Annotated in this window: 23 protein-coding genes; 13 read left to right on the top strand and 10 right to left on the bottom strand. The window is 68.5% G+C overall.

Annotation, left to right across the window (positions count from 1 at the left end; genetic code table 11):
• Positions 1-11: 11 nt before the first annotated feature.
• Complete coding sequence (locus tag ACLBYD_RS00530; RefSeq protein ID WP_447814997.1) at positions 12-791, bottom strand: enoyl-CoA hydratase; 780 nt, start codon at positions 789-791, stop codon at positions 12-14.
• 10 nt (positions 792-801) lie between these two features.
• A complete protein-coding gene (locus ACLBYD_RS00525) occupies positions 802-1779 on the bottom strand; it encodes an NADPH:quinone oxidoreductase family protein (RefSeq protein ID WP_447814996.1) in 978 nt (325 codons plus the stop codon).
• A gap of 172 nt (positions 1780-1951) precedes the next feature.
• On the opposite strand from ACLBYD_RS00525, the gene ACLBYD_RS00520 reads away from it, so the two are divergent.
• The 9 genes from ACLBYD_RS00520 to ACLBYD_RS00480 all read left to right on the top strand — a co-directional run bounded on the left by ACLBYD_RS00520 (position 1952) and on the right by ACLBYD_RS00480 (position 8724).
• Positions 1952-3145 (top strand): thiolase family protein, encoded by a 1194-nt coding sequence (locus ACLBYD_RS00520; RefSeq protein ID WP_447814995.1) that lies wholly within the window; start codon positions 1952-1954, stop codon positions 3143-3145.
• Positions 3146-3200: 55 nt separating this feature from the next.
• Positions 3201-3962 carry a 3-hydroxyacyl-CoA dehydrogenase gene (locus tag ACLBYD_RS00515; protein ID WP_120281047.1) on the top strand — a complete coding sequence of 254 codons (762 nt, stop codon included), beginning with the start codon at positions 3201-3203 and terminating at the stop codon, positions 3960-3962.
• Between the two features lie 31 nt (positions 3963-3993).
• A complete protein-coding gene (locus ACLBYD_RS00510) occupies positions 3994-4647 on the top strand; it encodes a TetR/AcrR family transcriptional regulator (protein WP_447814994.1) in 654 nt (217 codons plus the stop codon).
• A 38-nt stretch (positions 4648-4685) separates the two neighbouring features.
• Entirely contained in the window at positions 4686-5669 is a 984-nt protein-coding gene (locus tag ACLBYD_RS00505) for an NAD(P)H-dependent flavin oxidoreductase (RefSeq protein ID WP_447814993.1), read from the top strand.
• Positions 5670-5677: 8 nt separating this feature from the next.
• Positions 5678-6835 carry an acyl-CoA dehydrogenase family protein gene (locus ACLBYD_RS00500; protein WP_447814991.1) on the top strand — a complete coding sequence of 386 codons (1158 nt, stop codon included), beginning with the start codon at positions 5678-5680 and terminating at the stop codon, positions 6833-6835.
• 23 nt (positions 6836-6858) lie between these two features.
• Positions 6859-7617, top strand: a complete 759-nt coding sequence (locus tag ACLBYD_RS00495) for an SDR family NAD(P)-dependent oxidoreductase (protein WP_447814990.1) — start codon at positions 6859-6861, stop codon at positions 7615-7617.
• A gap of 49 nt (positions 7618-7666) precedes the next feature.
• Positions 7667-8065, top strand: coding sequence for an NUDIX hydrolase (locus ACLBYD_RS00490; protein ID WP_170318549.1), 399 nt, complete (start codon positions 7667-7669; stop codon positions 8063-8065).
• An 87-nt stretch (positions 8066-8152) separates the two neighbouring features.
• Entirely contained in the window at positions 8153-8440 is a 288-nt protein-coding gene (locus ACLBYD_RS00485; RefSeq protein ID WP_447814989.1) for a putative quinol monooxygenase, read from the top strand.
• Positions 8441-8562: 122 nt separating this feature from the next.
• Entirely contained in the window at positions 8563-8724 is a 162-nt protein-coding gene (locus ACLBYD_RS00480) for a hypothetical protein (RefSeq protein WP_016933301.1), read from the top strand.
• A gap of 27 nt (positions 8725-8751) precedes the next feature.
• On the opposite strand, the gene ACLBYD_RS00475 is transcribed toward ACLBYD_RS00480, so the two are convergent.
• Both ACLBYD_RS00475 and ACLBYD_RS00470 read right to left on the bottom strand, forming a co-directional pair.
• Positions 8752-9090 carry a metallopeptidase family protein gene (locus tag ACLBYD_RS00475; protein WP_033097890.1) on the bottom strand — a complete coding sequence of 113 codons (339 nt, stop codon included), beginning with the start codon at positions 9088-9090 and terminating at the stop codon, positions 8752-8754.
• A 13-nt stretch (positions 9091-9103) separates the two neighbouring features.
• Complete coding sequence (locus tag ACLBYD_RS00470; RefSeq protein ID WP_447815342.1) at positions 9104-10162, bottom strand: septum formation family protein; 1059 nt, start codon at positions 10160-10162, stop codon at positions 9104-9106.
• A gap of 36 nt (positions 10163-10198) precedes the next feature.
• Between ACLBYD_RS00470 and ACLBYD_RS00465 the strand changes: the two genes are divergently transcribed.
• The 3 genes from ACLBYD_RS00465 (at position 10199) to wecB (ending at position 13167) form a co-directional block, all read left to right on the top strand.
• Complete coding sequence (locus ACLBYD_RS00465) at positions 10199-10591, top strand: ankyrin repeat domain-containing protein (protein ID WP_060652296.1); 393 nt, start codon at positions 10199-10201, stop codon at positions 10589-10591.
• Positions 10592-10602: 11 nt separating this feature from the next.
• The gene (gene serS / locus ACLBYD_RS00460) at positions 10603-11865 is read left to right on the top strand and encodes a serine--tRNA ligase (RefSeq protein WP_447814988.1); all 1263 of its coding nucleotides are present in this window, start codon (positions 10603-10605) and stop codon (positions 11863-11865) included.
• 144 nt (positions 11866-12009) lie between these two features.
• Positions 12010-13167 carry a non-hydrolyzing UDP-N-acetylglucosamine 2-epimerase gene (wecB, locus tag ACLBYD_RS00455; protein ID WP_447814987.1) on the top strand — a complete coding sequence of 386 codons (1158 nt, stop codon included), beginning with the start codon at positions 12010-12012 and terminating at the stop codon, positions 13165-13167.
• A gap of 111 nt (positions 13168-13278) precedes the next feature.
• Here wecB and wecC read toward each other — a convergent pair whose 3' ends face one another.
• The 3 genes from wecC to ACLBYD_RS00440 are packed head-to-tail and all read right to left on the bottom strand — an operon-like array spanning position 13279 to position 16560.
• Positions 13279-14535 carry a UDP-N-acetyl-D-mannosamine dehydrogenase gene (gene wecC, locus ACLBYD_RS00450; RefSeq protein ID WP_060652293.1) on the bottom strand — a complete coding sequence of 419 codons (1257 nt, stop codon included), beginning with the start codon at positions 14533-14535 and terminating at the stop codon, positions 13279-13281.
• On the bottom strand, positions 14528-15343 hold the full coding sequence (locus ACLBYD_RS00445) for a WecB/TagA/CpsF family glycosyltransferase (RefSeq protein ID WP_447814986.1): 816 nt from the start codon (positions 15341-15343) through the stop codon (positions 14528-14530). The genes wecC and ACLBYD_RS00445 overlap by 8 nt, the downstream gene beginning before the upstream one ends.
• Positions 15340-16560 (bottom strand): hypothetical protein, encoded by a 1221-nt coding sequence (locus tag ACLBYD_RS00440; RefSeq protein ID WP_447814985.1) that lies wholly within the window; start codon positions 16558-16560, stop codon positions 15340-15342. The genes ACLBYD_RS00445 and ACLBYD_RS00440 overlap by 4 nt, the downstream gene beginning before the upstream one ends.
• Positions 16561-16880: 320 nt before the next feature.
• Here ACLBYD_RS00440 and ACLBYD_RS00435 point away from each other — a divergent pair, with 320 nt between their 5' ends.
• Positions 16881-17525: a PIG-L deacetylase family protein gene (locus ACLBYD_RS00435; RefSeq protein WP_081314592.1), complete on the top strand. Its 645-nt coding sequence runs from the start codon at positions 16881-16883 to the stop codon at positions 17523-17525.
• A gap of 4 nt (positions 17526-17529) precedes the next feature.
• On the opposite strand, the gene ACLBYD_RS00430 is transcribed toward ACLBYD_RS00435, so the two are convergent.
• The 3 genes from ACLBYD_RS00430 to ACLBYD_RS00420 are packed head-to-tail and all read right to left on the bottom strand — an operon-like array spanning position 17530 to position 21349.
• A complete protein-coding gene (locus ACLBYD_RS00430) occupies positions 17530-18129 on the bottom strand; it encodes a dTDP-4-dehydrorhamnose 3,5-epimerase family protein (RefSeq protein WP_447814984.1) in 600 nt (199 codons plus the stop codon).
• 38 nt (positions 18130-18167) lie between these two features.
• Positions 18168-19172: a glycosyltransferase family A protein gene (locus tag ACLBYD_RS00425; RefSeq protein WP_447814983.1), complete on the bottom strand. Its 1005-nt coding sequence runs from the start codon at positions 19170-19172 to the stop codon at positions 18168-18170.
• Positions 19173-19213: 41 nt separating this feature from the next.
• Positions 19214-21349, bottom strand: a complete 2136-nt coding sequence (locus tag ACLBYD_RS00420; protein WP_447814982.1) for a heparinase II/III domain-containing protein — start codon at positions 21347-21349, stop codon at positions 19214-19216.
• Positions 21350-21420 lie beyond the last annotated feature (71 nt).

The following is a 21420-nucleotide window of genomic DNA, read 5'->3' as shown; positions in this document are numbered from 1 at the left end:
TCGTCGACGGTTCAGCGACGGAAGTTCGCGGTGCGCTTCTCCTGGAAGGCCGTCACACCCTCGGTGAAGTCGGCGCTGCCGAGCAGGACGAGCTGCCCTTCGCGCTCGCGGGCGAAGGCGTGGTCGAGTTCGGTGAGCGTCGCGTCGTTGATCGCATTCTTCGTCGAAGCGAAGGCGGTCGACGGGCCGTCGGCGAGTCGCTGCACGAGAGTCTCGACCGCACTGTCGAATTCGTCGTCCGCGTAGACGTCCGCGATGAGTCCGGATGCCAGCGCTTCACCGGCCGGAAGTCGCTCGGCCAACAGGGCCATCTTCAGCGCCCGCGCGCGACCGATCGACGCGGCGACGAGCGCGGACGCACCGCCGTCCGGCATCAGACCGACCCGGGTGAAGGCCAGCAGGAAGTATCCCGACTCCTTCGCGACGGTGAGATCGCATGCCAGAGCGAGCGATACGCCGACGCCCGCAGCCGCGCCGTTGACCGCTCCGACGACCGGCCGGGGGAGCGCCCGGATCGCGGCAACCGCGCGGTTGGCGGCGTCGATCGTGTCGGCGGAGGGCGGAGCGCTCAGGTCACGACCGGAAAGGTCGGCGCCGGAACAGAACGCGCGACCGACGCCGGTCAGCACCGCGACCCGGACGGAGGCATCGTCGGCGTACTTCTCGAAGGCATCGGCGATCGCGTCGAGCGTCTCGGTCTTCACGGCGTTCATCCGCGAGGGACGGTTCAGGGTGACGCGCAGGACGCCGTCGTCGACGGTCGTGTCGACACCGGGCAGGTCGTTGGTCATGGCTGTTCTCCTAGGGTCGGGACGTCAGGTCGAGCGCGACCTTGCCGGTCGCGGAACGGTTCTCGAGCGAACGCAGTGCTGCCGGAGCCTCGTCGAGGGGATGGAGGGTGGGTTCGGGGACGACGAGCGTCCCGTCGCGCAGCAGCGGTTCGAGTGCGGCCCACTGCCGCGCCGGGTAGCCGGGGTCGGCGCGGAGGTACTCGCCCCACCCCGCGCCGACGACCGAGATGTTCTTCAGCAGAAGGCGATTGACCTTCGCGGTGGGGATGCTGCCGCCGGTGAAACCGAGAACGACGGCACGTCCACCCGGCGCGAGACTGCGCAGGCTGTCGGTGAACCGATCACCGCCGACGGGATCGAGCACGATGTCCACTCCGCGCCCACCGGTGAGCTCGAGGACGCGGTCCTTGAAACCGTCGGCGAGGACGGTGTGGGTCGCGCGGTTGGCCTTGGCCACCGCGGCCTTCTCCTCGGTGCTCACCACCGCGATCGTTTCCAGTCCGAGTGCCGCGGCGACCTGCAACGACGCCGCCCCGAGACCGCCCGCCGCACCGTGGACGAGGACGGTCTCACCCGCCCGGTACCGGGCGCGCTCGTCGAGCGCGAAGTGCGCGGTGAAGTAGTTCATGAGCATCCCGGCGCCCGCGGTCAGCGACACGCTGTCGGGCAGCGGGAAGACCAGCTCGCGCGGCAGTGCGACGGTCTGCTGCCACGATCCGTCGATGGACAGCACGGCGACGCGTTGTCCGGCGGTGAGGCCGCTGCCCTCGGGTGCGCTGCGGACGATGCCCGCTCCTTCGGCGCCGAGCACGCACGGCAGCGGCCGGACCATCTGGTAGCCGCCGGTCGTCTGCAACAGATCGGGAAAGGACACGCCGGCGGCGTGCAGGTCGACGAGGACGAGCGAATCGCCTGCCTCGGGTTCGGGGATGTCGGTCACGCGGACGGCGTCGAGGCCGGCGTGTTCGGTCAATTGCGCTGCGCGCACGGGCGTCTCCTCGACTCGGGTCGTGATCCATCACTATCAGAGTGGCTTAGCGTGCGCTAGCTCTCAGAGGCCATTGACCGAGCGCTAAGTCCGTGGTAGAGCTTTTAGCGATCGATAAGTACGCCGCTGGGAACGTCTCCGGCCCGCACGCTGCACTTTCGAAAGGATCGTCATGACCAACGCTGTCATCGTCGACGTCGTCCGTACCGCTGTCGGTAAGGGCAAGCCGGGTGGCGCCCTGTCCGGCACCCACCCCGTCGAACTCCTCGCCCACGTCCTGCGCTCGCTCGTCGAGCGCAACGGCATCGACCCCGCGCAGGTCGACGACGTGATCGGCGGCTGCGTCGCCCAGGTCGGCGAGCAGTCCCTCAACATCTCGCGCACCGCGCTCCTCGCCGCAGGCTTCCCCGAGTCGGTGCCCGCGACCACCATCGACCGCCAGTGCGGATCGAGCCAGCAGGCCGCGCACTTCGCCGCGCAGGGCGTCATCGCCGGCGCCTACGACATGGTCATCGCGTGCGGTGTCGAGTCGATGAGCCGCATCCCGATGGGCACCGCCACCCTCGGCAAGGACACCCACGGTCCGAGCGTGCGCGCCCGCTACCCCGAGGGCCTGGTCAACCAGGGCATCTCCGCCGAGCTCATCGCCGCGAAGTGGAAGTTCGACCGCGACGCCCTCGACGCCTACTCCGCGCAGTCGCACCAGCGTGCCGCCGCGGCCTACGAGGCCGGATATTTCGACAAGGAGATCGTCCCGATCACCGTCGAGAACGCCGCGGGCGAGCAGGTACAGCACATCGTCGACGAGACGCTGCGTGCCTCCACCACCGCCGAGGGCCTCGCCGGCCTCGAGCCGTCCTTCTACACCGAGGAGTACGCGACCCGGTTCCCCGAGGCGCAGTGGGTCATCACCCCCGGCAACTCCTCGCCGCTGACCGACGGTGCGTCGGCCGCGCTCATCATGAGCGAGGAGATGGCGAACAAGCTGGGCCTGACCCCGCGCGCCCGCTTCCACTCGTTCTCCGTCGCCGGCGACGACCCGGTCTTCATGCTCACCGCCCCGATCCCGGCCACGCAGAAGGTGCTCGCCCGCGCGGGTCTGGGCATCGACGACATCGACGCCTACGAGGTCAACGAGGCGTTCGCGCCCGTGCCGCTCGCCTGGGCGCACGAACTCGGTGCCGATCCGGCCAAGCTCAACCCGTGGGGCGGCGCGATCGCACTCGGTCACGCGCTCGGGTCGTCGGGCACCCGCCTGCTGTCGACCCTGGTCAACCACCTCGAGGCCACCGGTGGTCGCTACGGCCTGCAGACGATGTGCGAGGGCGCGGGCATGGCCAACGCCACCGTCATCGAACGTCTCTGACAACAACGACGTACCGAAAAGCTCCGAACTGCAACCACTCTCGAAAGGGTAATCAATGATCGTCAACGACAGCGTCGCCGTCGTCACCGGTGGTGCCTCCGGCCTCGGTCTCGCCACCGTCAAGGCCCTGCTGAACGACGGCGCGCAGATCGTCATCATCGATCTGCCGTCGTCCAACGGTGAGACCATCGCCAAGGAGCTCGGCGACCGCGTCCGCTTCGTCGCCGCCGACGTCACCGACGAGGCCGCCGTCACCGAGGCCCTCGACGTCGCCGAGTCGCTCGGACCCGTGCGTGTCGCGGTGAACTGCGCCGGCATCGGCAACGCGATCAAGACCGTCAGCAAGAAGGGTGCCTTCCCGCTCGACGCGTTCAAGAAGGTCGTCGACGTCAACCTGTTCGGCACGTTCAATGTCATCCGTCTCGCCGCCGAGCGCATCGCCAAGACCGAGCCGGTCGACGGCGAGCGCGGCGTCATCATCAACACCGCCTCCGTCGCCGCCTTCGACGGCCAGATCGGACAGGCCGCCTACTCGGCGTCCAAGGGCGGTGTCGTCGGCATGACCCTGCCGATCGCCCGCGACCTCGCGTCGCTGCTCATCCGCGTCGTCACCATCGCACCGGGCCTGTTCAAGACCCCGCTGCTCGGCTCGCTGCCGGAGGAGGCCCAGGCCTCGCTCGGCGCACAGGTGCCGCACCCGGCCCGCCTCGGCGATCCGTCCGAGTACGGTGCCCTCGCCGCGCACATCGTCTCGAACCCGATGCTCAACGGCGAGGTCATCCGCCTCGACGGCGCGATCCGCATGGCTCCGCGCTGACCCGAGCACCGACTGTGAGAGGAGGGGGTCGATGACCCCGGCATACGAGGCCGAGGAATCCGACACGCCCCACGCGGACGTGCAGTCCGCGGACTGGCGTGAGTTCCAGCCTCTGGGGCTCGACCCCATCCTCGAACACGCCCTGGAAGCGTTCAGCGAGAACGGCTTCCACGGCACCACCGTCCGCGACCTGGCCCGCCGGGTCGGCGTGACGGTGCCCGCGATGTACTACCACTACGAGAACAAGGAAGCCGTTCTCGTCACGCTGCTCGACGCCGCCGTCCTCGACCTCATCGACCGTGTCTCGGCCGCGGTCGCGGACGGCGGCGACGACCCGGTCGCCCGCTTCGTCAACGCCGTCGAGGCGATCGTGCTGAACATGACCCACCGCACACAGCGTTCGGGCCTGGATTCCGAAGTGCGCCACATCTCCCCGGAGAACCGCCGGACCTACGCCGCGACCCGCAAGCGTCTCGAGCTGATGATGCTCGACCTGGTGCGCGAGGGCGTCGCCCAGAAGGTGTTCGACGTCGACGACGTCGAGGAGGCCGTGCGCGCCCTCCTCGGGATGTTCCAGTCCATCGTCCGCTGGTACCAACTCGGCGGTCCCCTCACTCCCGCTCAGATTGCCCAGCGGTACATCGTGATCGCACTGCGGGTCGTGGGTCACCACCCGGCCGCCTGAGAGTCTTTCCAACCACCTCCACGCAAGGAGTCCATGCCGTGCTGACCACCGCTTTCACCGAAACCTTCGGCGTCCGCCATCCCATCGTGCAGGGAGGGATGCAGTGGGTCGGCCGCGCCGAACTCGTCGCAGCGGTCGCCAACGCCGGCGCGCTCGGCATGATCACCGCTCTGACGCAGCCGACCCCCGAGGATCTCGCGAAGGAGATCGAGCGCACCCGCGAACTCACCGACCAGCCGTTCGGCGTCAACCTCACGATCCTGCCGGCGATCAACCCGCCGCCCTACGAGGAGTACCGCCAGGTCATCATCGACTCCGGTGTGAAGATCGTCGAGACGGCCGGATCGAATCCCGCGCCGCACCTGCCCGACTTCCACGCTGCCGGAATCAAGGTGCTGCACAAGTGCACCAGCGTCCGGCACGCCGTCAAGGCGCAGGACATCGGTGTCGACGGCATCAGCATCGACGGTTTCGAATGCGCCGGGCACCCCGGTGAGGACGACGTTCCCGGCCTCGTGCTCATCGCCGCCGCGGCCGAGAAGATCACCATCCCGATGATCGCCTCCGGCGGCTTCGGTGACGGTCGTGGTCTGGTCGCGGCCCTCGCGCTCGGCGCCGACGGCATCAACATGGGCACCCGCTTCATGTGCACCGAGGAATCGCCGATCCACCGCACCATCAAGGAAGCCATCGTCGCGGCGAGTGAGACCGACACCGAGCTCATCTTCCGTCCGCTGCGCAACACCGCCCGCGTCGCGAGCAACACCGTCAGCCGCGAGGTCGTCGAGATCCTCGACCGCGGAGGGCGGTTCGAGGACGTGCGCGACCTCGTCGCCGGTGCCCGCGGCCGCCTCGTCTACGAGAACGGCGATCCCGAGGCCGGCATCTGGACGGTCGGTACCGTCCAGGGAATCATCCACGACATCCCCACCGCGGGGGAATTGGTCGAGCGCATCGTCGCCGACGCCGAGAGTCTCATCGCGGAGCGTCTGAGCGGCATGATGTCGCGCGTGAACGCCTAGGAGAAGCCATGAAACGCACCCATTTCGACGACGACCACGAGGCGTACCGGGAGACCGTGCGCGAGTTCCTCGCCCGCGAGATCGAACCGAACTACGAGCGGTGGGAGGAGGAGCGCCTCGTCGACCGGTCGGCGTGGATCGCCGCGGGCAAGTCCGGCATCGTCGGCCTCGGGGTACCCGAGGAGTTCGGCGGTTCGGGCGTGACCGACTACCGCTTCCGGCACATCGTGCAGGAGGAGATCGCGCGCACCGGAACGACCTCCTTCGGCGCCGGACTCGCACTGCAGGACGACATCGCGATCCCGTACATCCTCCACCTCGGCACGGAGGAGCAGAAGGCGCGCTGGCTGTCGGCACTCGCCACCGGTGAACGCATCGGCGCGATCGCCATGACCGAACCGGGCGCCGGATCCGACCTGCAGGGTGTGAAGACCACCGCCGTACGCGACGGTGACGAGTGGGTGATCAACGGCCAGAAGACGTTCATCACCAACGGAATCCACTCCGATCTCGTCATCGTGGTGTGCCGCACCGACCCGAGTGCGGGGTCGAAGGGCTTCTCGCTCATCGTCGTCGAGCGCGACACCCCCGGTTTCAGCAGGGGCCGCAAGCTCAACAAGGTCGGTCTCGCCGCGCAGGACACCGCCGAACTCGTCTTCGAGGACGCCCGCGTCCCCGCCGGGAACCTCCTCGGCACCGAGGGTCGCGGCTTCGTGCACCTGATGGAGAACCTGCCCCTCGAACGCATCGGTATCGCCGTCAGCGCGATCACCTCGGCGCGGGCCGCCTACGAGTGGACCGTGCAGTACGTCTTCGAGCGCAAGGCATTCGGCAAGCCCATCGGCGACCTGCAGAACACCCGCTTCGCGCTCGCCGAGATGCTCACCGAGATCGAGATCACCGAGTCGCATGTCGACCGGTGCGTACTCGCCCTCAATGCCGGGGAGCTCACACCGGTGGATGCGTCGAAGGCCAAGTGGTGGGCGACCGAACTGCAGAAGCGCGTCGTCGACCGCTGCGTGCAGTTGCACGGCGGGTACGGCTACATGATGGAGTACCCGATCGGGCGCGCCTACGTCGATGCACGCATCCAGACGATCTACGGTGGCACCACCGAGATCATGAAGGAGATCATCGGCCGCGACATCGCTGCCGGGTACGCGTAATCGTTTCAGGGAAGAGGGATTCGATGTTCGACCTCACAGGCAAGCGCGCTCTCGTCACGGGTGGTTCCGCGGGGATCGGTCTCGGCATGGCCCGGGGTCTCGCCCGTGCCGGCGCCGACGTCACCCTGTGGGGCCGGAGCGAGGACAAGCTCGCGAAGGCCGCGGCCGACATCGGGAGGTTCGCCGGCCGCGTGGCGACCCGCGCGGTCGACGTCTCCGACGAGCAGGCCGTGACCGACGGTGTCGCGGCGCTCGTCGACGACTTCGGTGGGCTCGACATCGTGGTGGTCAACGCCGGCATCGGGTCGTCGCTGCAGAAGTTCCACGAGTCGACGACCGAGCGGTACCGCGCCGTCATGGCGACGAACGTCGACGGCGCGTTCTTCACGATGCGGGAGACCTCGCGTGTGCTCGTCGAGCAGGGCACCGGGGGTTCGATGATCGTCACGTCGAGCCTCGGTGCGCTGCAGGGCGCCGGACGCAACCAGCCGTACGGGGCGAGCAAGGCCGCGGTGCTCGCGCTCGCGAACGGCTGTGCCGTCGAGTTCGCGCGTCACCGGATCCGGGTCAACAGCGTGCTGCCGGGCTGGATCGCCACCGACATGACCGGTCCGCTGCAGGAGTCCGACGTCTTCAACTCGAACGTCATCGGCCGCGTGCCGCTCGGCCGGTGGGGCACCCCGGAGGATTTCGAAGGCATCGCCGTCTATCTCGCGAGCGATGCGTCGTCCTTCCAGACCGGCAGCACGACGCTCATCGACGGTGGCTACAGCATGTTCTGACCGGTCCTAGGATGGTCCGGTGAACCAGCACCCCGCGATTCGTGACCGTGTGATCAGAGTGAGCGCCGTCGTTCTCCGCAACGCCGCCGGTGAGGTGCTCACCGTGCGGAAGCGGAACACGTCGCGGTTCATGCTGCCCGGAGGAAAGCCGGATCCGGGGGAGACCCCGGCCGAGACCGCCGTGCGCGAGTGCGCCGAGGAACTGGGCGCCGAACTGGATCTGTCGTCGTTGCGTCTCGTCGGGGTCTTCGACGCCGAGGCCGCCAACGAGCCCGGTTACCGGCTCGAAGGAACCGTCTACGAACACCCGCTCGTGGAGGTCGCCGGCGCCGCCGCGGAGATCGCCGAGACGCGCTGGCTCGACCCGGCGGCCCTTCCGCTGCCCGACGATCTCGCGCCGCTGCTCGAGCACCACGTCCTTCCCGCTCTCGCGTCGGCCTCCCGATAATCCTGTTTCCGCAGAGGTATTGCGCAGTTCTCATCCATGGGGAAATGTGGTGAGGGCAGTCACATCGCACATCACGGAAGGTCTCCCATGGCGCTCACCGCTCTGCTCGAACTCGAATTCAAGGCCGACTCCCTCGACGACGCGAAGAAGGTCATGAGCCGCGTGCTCGACGAGACGCGACAGTTCGACGGATGCGACGGCATCGAGATCCTTGTGGATCAGAAGAACGAGGCCCGTTGGGTGGTCGTGGAGAAGTGGCGCTCGGCCGAGCACGACGCCGCCTACCGCAAGTTCCGCGCCGGCGAGGGTGCCATCACCGACCTCGGACCCCTCCTGGCGGGAGCGCCGAAGCTCGAGCACTTCACCACCCTCTGAGTCCCCACCGGAGCGCGGGCGGAGTCGGTCGTCACCCGGCGGAACGCGGACGGTAGGGTGACCCCCGGGGCGGACGTGTGCCGTTTGCCTCGAAGTGACATCGACTGTGGAGGTAACCGGGCATGTTGGAACTCTTCGGCGTCATCGTCGTGTGGCTCACCGTGGCCGTCGTCGCTGTCGGAACCGTCATCATGTTCGTCGTTTCGACGCTCAGCCCGCACTTCGGTCAGCGCAAGGCCAAGGGACCCCGCCTCGACAAGGCGACCGCGGCCCGCAACAAGTAGCACCCGGTACCGATCGCGAAGAGCGCCTCAGCCCCAGCCCAGCTGGTGGAGGCGCTCTTCGTCGATTCCGAAATAGTGCGCGATCTCGTGGACGACGGTGACCAGTACCTCGTGCACGACGTCGTCGTCGCTCTCGCAGATGTCGAGGATCGCGTCGCGGTAGATCGTGATCGTGTCCGGTAGCGATCCCGCGTAGTGGCTGTCGCGCTCGGTCAGCGCGACGCCCTGATACAGACCCAGCAGGTCGGGTTCTTCCTCGTGGCGGGGCTCGACGAGGACCACGACGTTGTCGATCGCCCGCGCGAGTTCGCGGGGGATCTCGTCGAGCGCTTCCGAGACGAGCTCCTCGAAGTGCTCGTCCTCCATGTGCACGGGCACGTCACGACCCCGGCAGGGGAACGGCGCCCGGCAGAGGCGTCGGCAACGACCGGCCTTCCGGCACGGGCGGTGGCGGCACGGGCGGCTGGCCGTCGATGAGGATGTCGCCCTTGGCGCTGCCCGTGATCGACGAGAAGCCGCCATCCTCGACCTGCTTGCCGATCGAGCAGTTCACCTTGCGGCTGCCGGCGAGCCAGCTGTCGTAGTCGAGGTTGTCCCAGAACAGCGTGAGGGTCTTGTTGCGCAGAGCCTCGGGGTCGCCGAGGTACTCGTTGACCAGGCGCGTGCAGGTCTCCTCGAGATAGCCGTCCTGGTCCTCGATGCTCGGCAGGCCGCCGGGGAACTGCCCACCGAGGTCGACGACTGCGACGACCTCGAAGGCGTGCGGCTTGGAACACTCCACCGGGTCGGCAGGCACACCGTTGTTGATGCCGATGCAGACGCCGACGTCCCAGGCCCGCGACTGGTCCTGATCGGCGACCCGGCCCTTGATGGGCAGCAGGTTGCCGGTGGTCGACGAGAACTGCAGACCGCACCGCAGCGTGCGTTCGCCGGCCGCCCAGCCCGCCTCGCCGGGGTTGATGAGGCCGATGCTGAACTTGCCGTGCGGGTCGAACCGGCCGTCGAGATAGTCCATCGCGGCGGGTGCGCACTGCTCGTCGCGCAGCTCGGTGAAGCGCGTGACCGACGGGAAGCGTGATCCCGGTCCCCATTCGGTGCCGGGATACAGGCTCAGGTCGATGTCGGCGACCACCTCGAACAGATGCGTCTCGGCGCAGTCGACCTTCGCGAGGTCGCTCGCGTCGAGAGCACTCCAGGTCAGGCAATCGCCGGCGGTGGCGGTACCGAACGCTTCCCCCGCGACCGCGCCGGTCGTGCTGATGCCGGCGCCGGCACTGTCGTCCCCGCCGTCGGCGCCCTGGAACCCCGCGACGACGAACGTCGCGATCGCTGCCAGGACGGCACCGGCCGCGACGAGCACGAGGGCGCGTCGAGTCAACCGCGCCGAGGGCGGGCGCCGGTCGGGCTTGGGCTTGTTGTCTTCGGCCATCACTTCCATCATGCCTGTTCGAGTGGACGCAGGTAGTTTCGGCTCATGGCCGACGACCCGATCGATCCCGAGATTCTCGAGATCGCCAAGCAGACCTTCGACGCCGCCCGCCAGGGAGACGTCGAGACCCTCACCGCGTACGTCGACGCCGGGGTACCGGTGAACCTCACCAACGAGACCGGCGACACGCTGCTCATGCTGGCGTCCTACCACGGTCATGCCGACGCCGTACAGGCCTTGGTCGAGCGGGGAGCCGACGTGAACCGGCTCAACGACCGCGGCCAGTCGCCTCTCGCGGGTGCGGTCTTCAAGGGCGTCGAGGCAGTGGTGCGGGTGCTCGCCGAGGCCGGTGCCGACCCGCGTCACGGGCACCCCACCGCGGAGGACACGGCAAAGATGTTCGGGCGCGACGACTACCTGGAACTCTGGCAGCGGTAGGCTTCGATCCCGTGATCGACCTCAAGTTCCTCCGCGAGAATCCCGACGCCGTCCGCGAGTCGCAGCGCATGCGGGGAGAGGACCCGGGCCTCGTCGACGTGCTGCTCGAGGCCGACGCCTCCCGTCGCGCCGCCGTCCTCGCCGGCGACAACGCACGCGCCGAGCAGAAGGCCCTGGGCAAGAAGGTCGGCAAGGCGTCTCCCGAGGAGCGCCCCGCGCTGCTCGACGGTGCCAAGGAACTGGCCGCGAAGGTCAAGGAACTCGAGGCCGAGCAGCACGCCGCGCAGGAGGCCTTCGATCGCGCGCACCTCGCGATCTCCAACGTCGTGCAGGACGGCGTGCCCGCCGGCGGCGAGGACGACTTCGTCACGCTGGAGACGGTCGGCGAGCTGCCCACCTTCGACTTCGAACCGAAGGACCACCTCGCGCTCGGCGAGTCGCTCGGGCTCATCGACATGGAGCGCGGCGCCAAGGTCTCCGGCGCCCGGTTCTACTTCCTCACCGGTTACGGCGCGCTGCTCCAACTGGGTCTGCTGCAGCTCGCCGCCCAGAAGGCCACCGCGAACGGGTTCACGATGATGATCCCGCCCGTGCTCGTGCGTCCCGAGGTCATGCAGGGCACCGGCTTCCTCGGCCGGCACGCCGACGAGGTGTACCGGCTCGAGGAGGACGACCTCTACCTCGTGGGCACCTCCGAGGTGCCGCTCGCGGGTTACCACTCCGGCGAGATCCTCGACCTGTCGAAGGGACCGAAGCGCTACGCGGGCTGGTCGTCGTGCTTCCGTCGCGAGGCGGGCAGCTACGGCAAGGACACCCGCGGCATCATCCGTGTGCACCAGTTCGACAAGGTCGAGATGTTCGTCTACTGCCGGCCCGAGGAGGCCGCGGCGGAGCACGAGCGTCTGCTGGCCTGGGAGCGCGACATGCTCGCCGTCATCGACGTGCCGTACCGCGTCATCGACGTCGCCGCCGGCGATCTCGGGTCGTCGGCGTCCCGCAAGTTCGACTGCGAGGCGTGGGTGCCCACGCAGGAGCGCTACCGCGAGCTCACGTCGACGTCGAACTGCACGACCTTCCAGGCGCGTCGCCTGAACGTCCGGTACCGCGACGAGAACGGCAAGCCGCAGACCGCCGCGACCCTCAACGGCACGCTCGCGACCACCCGTTGGCTCGTGGCGCTGCTCGAGAACCACCAGCAGGCCGACGGTTCGGTGAAGGTGCCCGAGGCCCTCGTCCCGTTCGTGGGACGCGAGGTGCTCGAACCCGCCGGCTGACCCGTACGGCACACAGCCTCGACGACGGCTCCCCACTGCGCCNGGGGAGCCGTTTCTGTGTGCCCATCCGAGCATAACGAACTGAAAGTTGGTTTTTAGGATTTAAACGGTCCTGAAGTACTGATTTCACGCTATTCTTGGGCGATGGAGAAGGTTTTGGTGGTCTACGGAACTCGTCCCGAGGCGATCAAGATGGCGCCGGTCGTCACCGCCCTGCAGAGATCGGAAGTACTCGAACCCGTTGTCGCAGTGACCGGCCAGCACCGCGAGATGCTGGACCAGGTCAACACCCTGTTCGGTATCGAACCGAGCCACGACCTCGACATCCTCACCCAACGGCAGGGGCTCGAGGCCATCACGGCCAAGGCCCTCGGCGGGGTGTCGGATGTGATCGCGCGGGAGGAACCCGGTGCGGTTCTCGTCCAAGGAGATACGACGACCTGCTTCGCCGCGGCCCTCGCGGCGTTCTACTGCAAGGTGCCGCTCGTGCACCTCGAGGCCGGACTCCGGACGGGGGATCGCTACAACCCCTTCCCCGAGGAGCTGAATCGGCGCCTGACCTCGCAGTTGGCGTCGCTGCACCTGGCGCCCACCCCCACCTCCCGCGCCAACCTTCTGGCGGACGGGATCGATCCCGGCGACATCGTCGTCACCGGAAATACGGTGATCGACGCGCTCTACACCGTGACCTCGCAGCAACCCTCGCTCGACAATCCGGATCTCGCTCCGCTGCTGGATCGTCCGATGGTTCTCGTCACGGCTCATCGGCGCGAGTCCTGGGGCGAACCGATGGCGTGCTCGGCGCGGGCCATCGCCCGTCTGGCCCGCGCGTTCCCGCACATGACCTTCCTGCTGCCGGCACATCTCAATCCGATCGTGCGGGAGGTCCTCCTCCCGCCCCTCGCCGACCTGGACAACGTGGTGGTGACGAACCCGCTGTCCTACAGCGACTTCGCGCTCGCGATGGCGGCGTCGACGATCGTGCTGACCGACAGCGGCGGTGTGCAGGAGGAAGCGCCGAGCCTCGGCAAGCCCGTCCTCGTGATGCGCGAGACCACCGAGCGGCCCGAGGCCGTCACGGCGGGAACCGTCCGGCTGGTGGGGACGGACGAGGAGCTCATCGTCGAATGGGTCACCCGCCTGCTCACACAGCCCGCTGCGTACGACGAGATGGCCCGCGCGGTCAATCCGTACGGCGACGGGAGCGCCGCCCAGCGTTCGGTGGCGGCGATCGAGCACTTCTTCGGCCTCGGACCCCGCCCCTCGGAGTTCGCGCCCGTCGAAGCGGTCGGCTCCTACTGACAGATCCGGATACCGCGCAGTCCGAAAGGAATGTCGCCCGAAAGGAATACGGCCGGTAGGTGTGAGAACACCTACCGGCCGTATTTCCGTGGGTGCCGTATTTTCGTGGGTTCAGCGCCACACACCGCGGGTGTCGTACACGACCTTGCCCGCCAGGAGGCTGCGCGACAGCGACCGGAACTGATCGTGGTCTACGAGCTCGACGACGATGTCCGCGGCGGCGATGGCGTCCCGGCACCGCGCGGTACGCACACTTTCGTAGCCGACGAGGGTATCGGGCACCTCGTGCACGAACGGATCGGCGAGCAGGAGTTCGACGTCGGGCAACGCCTTGGCGATGAGCTCGACGACGTGCAGGGCCGGACTCTCCCGGATGTCGTCGACGTTGGCCTTGAACGTCAGCCCCAGGCACGCGACCGTCGGATTCTTGAAACGCGAACAGGTTTCGATGACCTGCTGGGCCACGTAGTTCGGCTTGGAATCGTTGATCTCGCGTGCGGTGCGGATCAACTTCGCCGAACCCGGCGACGCACCGACGATGAACCACGGATCGACCGCGATGCAGTGCCCGCCGACACCGGGGCCGGGACTGAGGATGTTCACCCGGGGATGGCGATTCGCCAGCCGGATGACCTCCCAGACATCCAGTTCGAGTTCGTCCGAGACGTACGACAACTCGTTGGCGAAGGCGATGTTGATGTCGCGGTAGGCGTTCTCGACCAGTTTCGCCATCTCGGCGCTCGCGGCGTCGGTCAGGCAGATCTCGCCCTGACAGAAGACGCGGTAGATCGAGGCGGCGCGCTCGGCGCACAGCGGCGTGATCCCACCGACCACGCGGTCGTTCGTGATCATCTCGATCATGATGCGGCCCGGGAGCACCCGTTCGGGGCAGTGGGCGACATGGATGTCCGGCAGACCCTCGTCGGCATGGGGGAGACGGAGATCGGGTCGCAGTTCGGACAACCACCGGCTGACGCTCTCGGTGGTACCGGGCGGTGACGTCGATTCGAGCACCACGATCTCCCCACCGCGCAACTGCGGGGCGATCTGCTCGGTCGCCCGCCGCACGTACGACAGGTCGGCGGTGTGATCGGCGTTGAACGGTGTCGGCACGGCGATGATGTACGCGTCGGCGAGGGGAACCGTGTCGGTCGCGCTCAACGTCCCCATGGCCACGGCGCCGGCCAGGCTCACCGCGAGATCGGGTTCGGCGAACGGCACCTCGCCCCGCGAGACGGCCGACACGATACGGGGATCGATGTCCACGCCGATGACGTCGATGTCGCGGGTCGCGAGGACGACGGCCGTCGGCAGGCCGATGTAGCCGAGTCCGACGACGGCGACGGTGCCGCTGAATGTGTCAGCCATGATGCTTCCTCGGGGTCGGGAGTTTCTCGGGACGCGGATAGGGCGGGGTAATGCGGAAACGCTCGCGGGCGAGCAGGATCAGGAACGCGGTGTTGGTCGTGAGATAACGCCGCCACATCCGGCGCGGTTCCTGCAGGAGGCGGTAGGCCCACTCCATGCCGGCGCGCTGCCACCGCTCGGGTGCGCGCTTGGTGATCCCGGCGAGGACGTCGAACGAGCCACCCACACCGTGACGGATCGGGACGTCCAGCACGTCCTCCCAGCGCCGCAGGAAGTTCTCCTTGCGAGGAGAGGGCATGCCGAGGAACAGCATGTCCGCGCGGGACTCGCGGATGGCCCGGGCGATCGACTCCTCCTCGGATTCGTCGAAGTAGCCGTGGTGGGCACCGGTGATGCGGAGGCCGGGATACTTCGTGGTGAGGACGTCGACGAGGGCGTCGAGCACCGACTGCTCCGCGCCGAGCAGATAGACGGAGCGGTGTTCGGTGTCGGCCGTCGCGAGCAGCGAGGTGAACAGGTCGATACCGGCGACGCGTTCGGGCAGCGGATATCCGAGGAGATTGCCCGCCCACACAACCGCCTGACCGTCGGCGAGGAGTATGTCGCACTCGAGCAGAGATTCGCGCAGGGCCGCGTCCTTGCGGAGGCGAACGGTCTTCGCGGCGTTGACGACTCCGACGGTCATCGGTTCTCGACGCTCGAGGGCGTCGCGGCACCGCGCCACGGCCTCGTCCATCGTGACGGCGTCGAGCGGCATCCCGAACAGGGTCGCCGACGTGCGGGTGCCGGTGGTGGGGTTGACGGTCATCGGGTTCCTCCGAATTCGTTGCGCGGCAGCCACGCGTAGAGCATCCAGCCGAGTTCGTACGGGCGGCATTCGTAGTCCACGACTCCGGCGGGAAGGAGTCGGTCGAGTCCCGGCAGTTCCGAACCCGGACGCAGTGCGGTGGCCGCGGCAGCCAGCGATCTCGCGGCCTTGCGCGGTTCACGCCGACCGACCTTGCGCCAGACGACGTCCTGGGACTCGCAGACGAGATCGGCCAGCGTCTCGGGATGGCTCTGAAGCCAGTCGATCCCGAGTTCGATTGCGGCGGTGTGGTCGTCGCCGCCGGCTGCGGCGAGATCGAACAGCACCATCGGCGCCATCGCGTGCTGGTGGACGCTGTAGACGGGGAAGCGCTCGACCACGCCGTGCCCACGCGAGTCGTAGTGCCACCACCACTGACCGGCTTCGCCCTGCAGCGCGCAGATCCGGGTGGCGCACGCGTTCGCCGCGGCGAACGCGACGTCGTCGTCCGTCGCCGCGGCCGTCCGGGCGAGTGCCTGGAGGGGATAGACCTGATCGGCGAAGGACCCGATGTGCCGGCGCAGTCTGCTGCCCGTGCCCACGGGAATCATGTGGGGGAAGAGACCACCGGGACCCTGCGCGGCGAGGATCCGTCGCTTCAGCGTCTGCACGAGACCACCGGAATCGGATTGTGTGCGCGCGGCGAGTGCGGCAGTGAGGGCCCAGGACGCGTCGACCGTCGCCAGGGGGCTGCCGCTCTCGCACCGGCCCCGCAGTTCCTCGTAGAGCGCGGAATCGACCGCGCCGGTGATCTCGGCGCAGGCCCACACCGCGAGGGCGAGGGCGCCGGTGTCACGGTGGCCGCGGGCCCGAATCCCCGCCCGACGGGCGAGCTCGGCGGCCGTGTCCCCGTGGAGCACACTGCGCTGCACGTGTTCGGGCAGCAGGTGCAGTCCGAGGGCGGCGATCGAGGTGTAGCGCGTGCTCCGCCCCTCGAGCCGGAGTTCGGTACCGAACGATGTCCTCGCGCCGCGCGCGGTCTGGGGGAAGCCGTCCCCGTCGTACATCCGGGTGAGCCCGCGTACGGCGAGATCGGTCAACTGGATGACGCGTACGGCCGTCTCCGGTCGGGTGCCGGTCCGGGACGGTACAGGGTCGGTGCCGCTCTGCGGCGCTACAGGGTCGCTGCCGCTCTGCGGGGGTGCGTGATCTTTGTGCAGTCCTGCCGCAATCTTCATGGGGACTCCTTCGCGGGACGAATGCCGTGTCCGTGGAGTGGATGAAAGTCTGTGGATGGCGGAAATAAACTGATGCAAGGATAGCTACTGAGCCAGAAAAAGTCCTAGAGTTTGTTTAAGCCTTGTTGACGGACTTCGGATGTGTTTTAGTGGGAACCACGATCGAAATCTCGGACCCATCGACATTCCTCTGCGGGGTCTGCCGTCAGCCTGGCCTCCGTCGCCGAAGACAAGGTGTTGATCATGAAAGTGCTTCTGTCTCCCGTCGTTTGCGCTCCCGGCCGCAGCACCGAGGGGGTGTGGGAGTCGTGATCGAGCTGATGCCGCGCAACGTCCGCGAGGTCGCGCTGTTCGGCGCCCACTGCGACGACATCGCCATGGGGGTCGGCGGAACACTGCTGACCCTGTCGGCGGCGTGCCCGAACCTGCGCGTGCGTGCCTTCGTCCTCTCCGGCGGCGACACCCCGCGCGAGATCGAGGAGAACCACGCGCTGCGGGCCCTGTGCCCCGGAGCGGACGTGATGGTCCGCGTACTGGACATCCCGGACGGGCGTGCCCCGGGGTACTGGGAGGGAATCAAGATCGCACTCCAGTCCTTCCGCTACCACACCGAACCCGACGTGGTGTTCGCTCCGCAGCGCGCCGACGCGCATCAGGACCATCGGTTGCTCGCCGAGATGGTGCCGACGGTCTTCCGCGACCACCTGGTCCTCGGCTACGAGATCCTCAAGTGGGAAGCGGACACGCCGGCCACCGCCGTGTACCACCCGCTCACCAGGGATGTCGCGGCGGAGAAGGCGCGTGTGCTGCTCAAGCACTATCCGTCGCAGACCGATCACGACTGGTTCGACGAGGAGTCGTTCCTGGGCCTGTCCCGTCTCCGCGGGGTGCAGTGCCGGTACCCGCACGCCGAGGCGTTCGTCCTGGAGAAGGCGGTCGTCCGGTTCGGCGGGCAGGGCGCCTGAGCATTCACCACAACACGTCGGCCGGGTTCTCCGAGGAGGGGAGCCCGGCCAACAGGTCCTTCCAGCTGCCGGCAGCGGCGTCACGTGCACTGATCGTCGTCACCGGCAGTGGCCAGACGATGCCGAGATCCGCATCGTCGTGTGCCACCGCGAGATCCTCACGCGGATCGTGCGGCCGGTCGATGCGGTAACAGACGTCGGTGACGTCGGCCAGCGCCTGGAAACCGTGCAGGAATCCCGGCGGTACGAACAGGTGGGCGAACTCGACGTCGTCGAGCAGGAATGCCTGCGAGCAGCCGAAAGTGGGCGATCCGGGACGGATGTCGACCAGCACGTCGTGGATCGCTCCATGTGCACAGCGCACCAGTTTCGCCTCCCCGTCCCCGGAGCGGCCGTGCATGCCACGTACGACGCCCCGGACCGAGCGGGACTGCGAGTCCTGCACGAAGTCGGAGGCCCGGACGGCCGGCGAATCGGGACGGCTCCGGAGGTAGGCGTCGAATTCGGTCGCGTCGAAGGTGCGGGTGAACAGGCCTCGATCGTCACGGAACGGTTCGGGGCGGAGAACGAGAACACCGGCCAGGTCGGTGGTGTCGATACGCATCGCAGGTCTCCCTCGTGTCCACGGGATGGGAAGGTGTGTCAGACCGGCGCGTTCAGACGGACGGCCACCCGCCCGGCCGCGCTCGTCAGTCGTTGTTTCGCCGGGTACAACATCCGGACCGGGCCGGGAGCCACCGTGACGGACGCGAGCGCGACAGCGGCACGCAGGGAACGCCGGTGGGTGAAGGCGTCACGGGCCGCGATGCGGGCGGCGGGCAGATCGTTGCGGAGGAAGGCGGACCGGGCCCGACGCAGTGCCTGGTCATAGCGGAGCCGACGCACTGTCTCGTCCAGGGCCTCGTGCTCCTCGGGGGTCGTCGCCAACGCCGCGCCCGCCTGGAACGACCGGATCAGCTGCCGTTCGAAGGTCGAGACGGTGGCCTCGTCCCGCGAATCCGAGTCGCCGCGCAGGCGGTACCGGGCGAGCCGGTCGGGCAGCATCTGCACCTCGAAACGGTCGGCGAGGCGGAGCCAGACGATCACCGATTCGTCGACGTCCTCGATGCCCGACGCGTAGGCGTTCACCGCGGACCACGCCTCGCGGCGGATCGCCGCCGTGTAGTAGGGGACCTCGCCGCCGAGGACGTCGAGCAGGGAGAGGCGTCCGCGCCCCCGGCGGTTCCCGCCGGCCCCGATCGACCGCATGTACCCGGTGGGAAGCAGTCCCTCGGCATCGGTGAACAGGTGGGCGTCCACCGCGACGGCGTCGATCTCCGGCCGGGCGTCGAGCACGGCACCGACCCGCGTGCAGAAGCCCGGCATCAGGTGGTCGTCGCTGTCGAGGACGCACAGGTATCGTCCGCGTGCCGCCTTCGCTGCCGCGGCGATCCCGCCCGCGTAGCCGCGATTCTCCTGGCGCACCAGGATGATCCGCGGGTCGTTCAGATACCGCCCGACCACGCGGGCCATGTCGTCCGACATGCCGTTGTCGACGATCACGTGTTCCCAGTCGTCCAGTTTCTGCGCGAAGACGGATTCGATCGTCTCGGCGACGTAGTCCTCGGTGCGGTAGGCGGTGGTGAGGAAGCTGAAGGTCGGTTCCATGCTCGAACTCCTCGGAGAAACTGTGGGGATCAGGCGGGTGATCAGGAAACGGGGTCGGCGACGTCTGCGCGCCGCACGTGTCCGGGCGGGTCGCTGCTCGGCAGGACGGTGTGGAGGTGGGCGCCGTCCTCGTCGCGCCACCGGACGGTGATCGCGTCGTCGCGCAGGGCGACGGCGAGTCCCGACACCGCCGGTTCTCCGGCGCTGCCCGGCGTCAATGTCGTCACCAGCGCGACCGGGGTCTGCGCGTGCACGACACTGCCGACGAGCCATGCGGGGACGCGGGATTCGAGCCGGTGCGACCACCAGCCCAGATTCGTGTCGGTGTCGCCGCGGATCTCGCTGCGGATCGGTTCTCCGGAGGACGCGGCGTAGGCGAGCTGCAGGGCGGGTGCGTCCTCCCGGAGGGCGAGATGGCCGCACCCGGCGGGTCGGACGTCGAGGGAGGGGTGCAGCGGCCAGGCGGTGCGGAACTCGTGGTGGCCGGCACCGGTGAACAGGTCCACCACCACCGCGGTGGCACGGTCGGGCGGTGCGATGAGCCACCTGCGGTGTACGACGGGTTCGTCGAGTCGGAGGTAGCCGTCGTGCTCGGCGTCCACGAAGCCGGCTGCGGTGTCCACGGAATGCGTGTGCACCCGTGCGTGCTGCTGCCAGAGGAAGGCACCGCCGATGACGGATTGGTCGAGTCCGTCCACCGAGGCGGTCGGGTGGGCTCGCGTGCCCCGATGTGCGGACCGCCAGTCGGGATGGCCGTAATAGCTCGTCACGCCCGGATGTCCGACGAGTTCGTGGCCGTCGGCACTCAGGGTGACCGCGAGTGCGTCGGCGTGGCCGTGCGCCGCGATCGACAGGTACCCGAGGGGGCCGACGTCCATGGTGATCCGGCGTCGCCCGGAGCGCAGCACCACGAGGCCGCCGTCGGGCGCGTGGAAGCTGCCGAAGGGTTCGCCACGAGGCGCGTCCTCGGTGGCTTTCGTAGGGGCGTCGAGCCATCCGGCGGCCGGCGATCGAGTGCCGGCCCGTATCGCATCGGGTGTGCCGAGGACGGCCCCCACGAGACCGAGATGATCGCGGACGGTGCGCACGGGCAACGCGTCGAGGCGCAGAGCGAACCCTTCGTCGTCGTCCCCGTAGCGCGGTGCCGGGTCGTGGTCTCCGACCACCGCCGCGAGATACCGGGCGCTGCGCGTGATCGCGTTCGTGAGCAGGACGGGCGCGTATCCGTCACGTCGCCGGAGCATCTCGGCGACGAGGAGCAGCAGCTCGGCGGTGAACATCTGATAGCCCACGGCCTGTTCGGCACCGCTGCCGTCGGGCAGGATCTGCCGGTCGGCCTCCACGCACAACGCGGTGACGGCATCACGCTCCCATCGCGGAGAGGGCCGTAGATCGGGGAACAGCAGAGCCACGGTGGCGAGGCCTGCGAGTTCACCGATGAGGTGATTGTTCGCCGAGCTGTACAACGAGCGTTCGGCCCAGCATCGGCGGGCGCTCTCCGCGAGCATGCACACGACGGCGCGGAAGCGGGCGACGGTGAGACGCGGACTGTGCCGCAGCCCCTGCAGCGCGACGGCCACCGAGATCGCGCGGATGCCCGCCTCGAACGCTCCGCGCCAGGCGATGCCGCGTCCGGGGGGATTGGCGGCGATCCACGAGTCCAGCTGGTCGAACGCCTCGGCGGCGTAGCGATCGTCGCCGGTCAGGAGCCAGGCCTGCGCCAGCCACGGAAGGTGCTGCAGCCGGTTCAGTTCCCAGATCCACTTCGGGTCGCCGGCCGCAGTGCGGTGATCGATGCGGTGACCGGGCAGCGCCGGCCAGTCGATCCCGCCGATGGGGTCGTGATTCCAGTCGATCTCGGGTCCGAGTGCCGCCTCCGGATAGCCGAAGTAGGCGAAGCGGTGGTCGAGAACCCGATCCGCGGCGACGAGCGTGGCGGCGGCGATCTCGGTTCCGGCGAGGGTGTCGGCCTGTTCGTGGCCGAGGAGGACGGGACGGCCCTCGGTTGCACGGAAACGGTCGAGGGTGCCGCACCAGTCGAGGTCGGGCCCGACGAGTTGCGCGTCGGTGAACGATCGGGACGGAAGTCGTTGTCCGACCACGCGGCGGACCCGCCATTCGATCTCGGCGGGTTCCATCGCGCGGAGCCGATGTGCGTACCAGGTGAGTCGTTGCACGGGACCTCCGTTACGAGGTGGTTGCACGGGACCTCCGTTACGAGGTGGTTGCACAGGACCTCCGTCACGAG

Source organism: Rhodococcus sp. C26F, from assembly GCF_053345925.1.
The sequence above is the reverse complement of the archived record's forward strand: the minus strand, read 5'-3'. Positions and strand labels throughout refer to the sequence as shown.

Coding starts and splice junctions, on each gene's coding strand:
- ACLBYD_RS00495 (WP_447814990.1), top strand. CDS start 6,859: ATGTTCGACCTCACAGGCAAGCGCGCTCTCGTCACGGGTGGTTCCGCG.
- ACLBYD_RS00500 (WP_447814991.1), top strand. CDS start 5,678: ATGAAACGCACCCATTTCGACGACGACCACGAGGCGTACCGGGAGACC.
- ACLBYD_RS00465 (WP_060652296.1), top strand. CDS start 10,199: ATGGCCGACGACCCGATCGATCCCGAGATTCTCGAGATCGCCAAGCAG.
- ACLBYD_RS00435 (WP_081314592.1), top strand. CDS start 16,881: ATGCCGCGCAACGTCCGCGAGGTCGCGCTGTTCGGCGCCCACTGCGAC.
- ACLBYD_RS00445 (WP_447814986.1), bottom strand. CDS start 15,343: ATGACCGTCAACCCCACCACCGGCACCCGCACGTCGGCGACCCTGTTC.
- ACLBYD_RS00520 (WP_447814995.1), top strand. CDS start 1,952: ATGACCAACGCTGTCATCGTCGACGTCGTCCGTACCGCTGTCGGTAAG.
- ACLBYD_RS00480 (WP_016933301.1), top strand. CDS start 8,563: ATGTTGGAACTCTTCGGCGTCATCGTCGTGTGGCTCACCGTGGCCGTC.
- wecB (WP_447814987.1), top strand. CDS start 12,010: ATGGAGAAGGTTTTGGTGGTCTACGGAACTCGTCCCGAGGCGATCAAG.
- ACLBYD_RS00440 (WP_447814985.1), bottom strand. CDS start 16,560: ATGAAGATTGCGGCAGGACTGCACAAAGATCACGCACCCCCGCAGAGC.
- ACLBYD_RS00485 (WP_447814989.1), top strand. CDS start 8,153: ATGGCGCTCACCGCTCTGCTCGAACTCGAATTCAAGGCCGACTCCCTC.
- wecC (WP_060652293.1), bottom strand. CDS start 14,535: ATGGCTGACACATTCAGCGGCACCGTCGCCGTCGTCGGACTCGGCTAC.
- ACLBYD_RS00510 (WP_447814994.1), top strand. CDS start 3,994: ATGACCCCGGCATACGAGGCCGAGGAATCCGACACGCCCCACGCGGAC.
- ACLBYD_RS00530 (WP_447814997.1), bottom strand. CDS start 791: ATGACCAACGACCTGCCCGGTGTCGACACGACCGTCGACGACGGCGTC.
- ACLBYD_RS00475 (WP_033097890.1), bottom strand. CDS start 9,090: ATGGAGGACGAGCACTTCGAGGAGCTCGTCTCGGAAGCGCTCGACGAG.
- ACLBYD_RS00515 (WP_120281047.1), top strand. CDS start 3,201: ATGATCGTCAACGACAGCGTCGCCGTCGTCACCGGTGGTGCCTCCGGC.
- ACLBYD_RS00425 (WP_447814983.1), bottom strand. CDS start 19,172: ATGGAACCGACCTTCAGCTTCCTCACCACCGCCTACCGCACCGAGGAC.
- ACLBYD_RS00470 (WP_447815342.1), bottom strand. CDS start 10,162: ATGGAAGTGATGGCCGAAGACAACAAGCCCAAGCCCGACCGGCGCCCG.
- ACLBYD_RS00430 (WP_447814984.1), bottom strand. CDS start 18,129: ATGCGTATCGACACCACCGACCTGGCCGGTGTTCTCGTTCTCCGCCCC.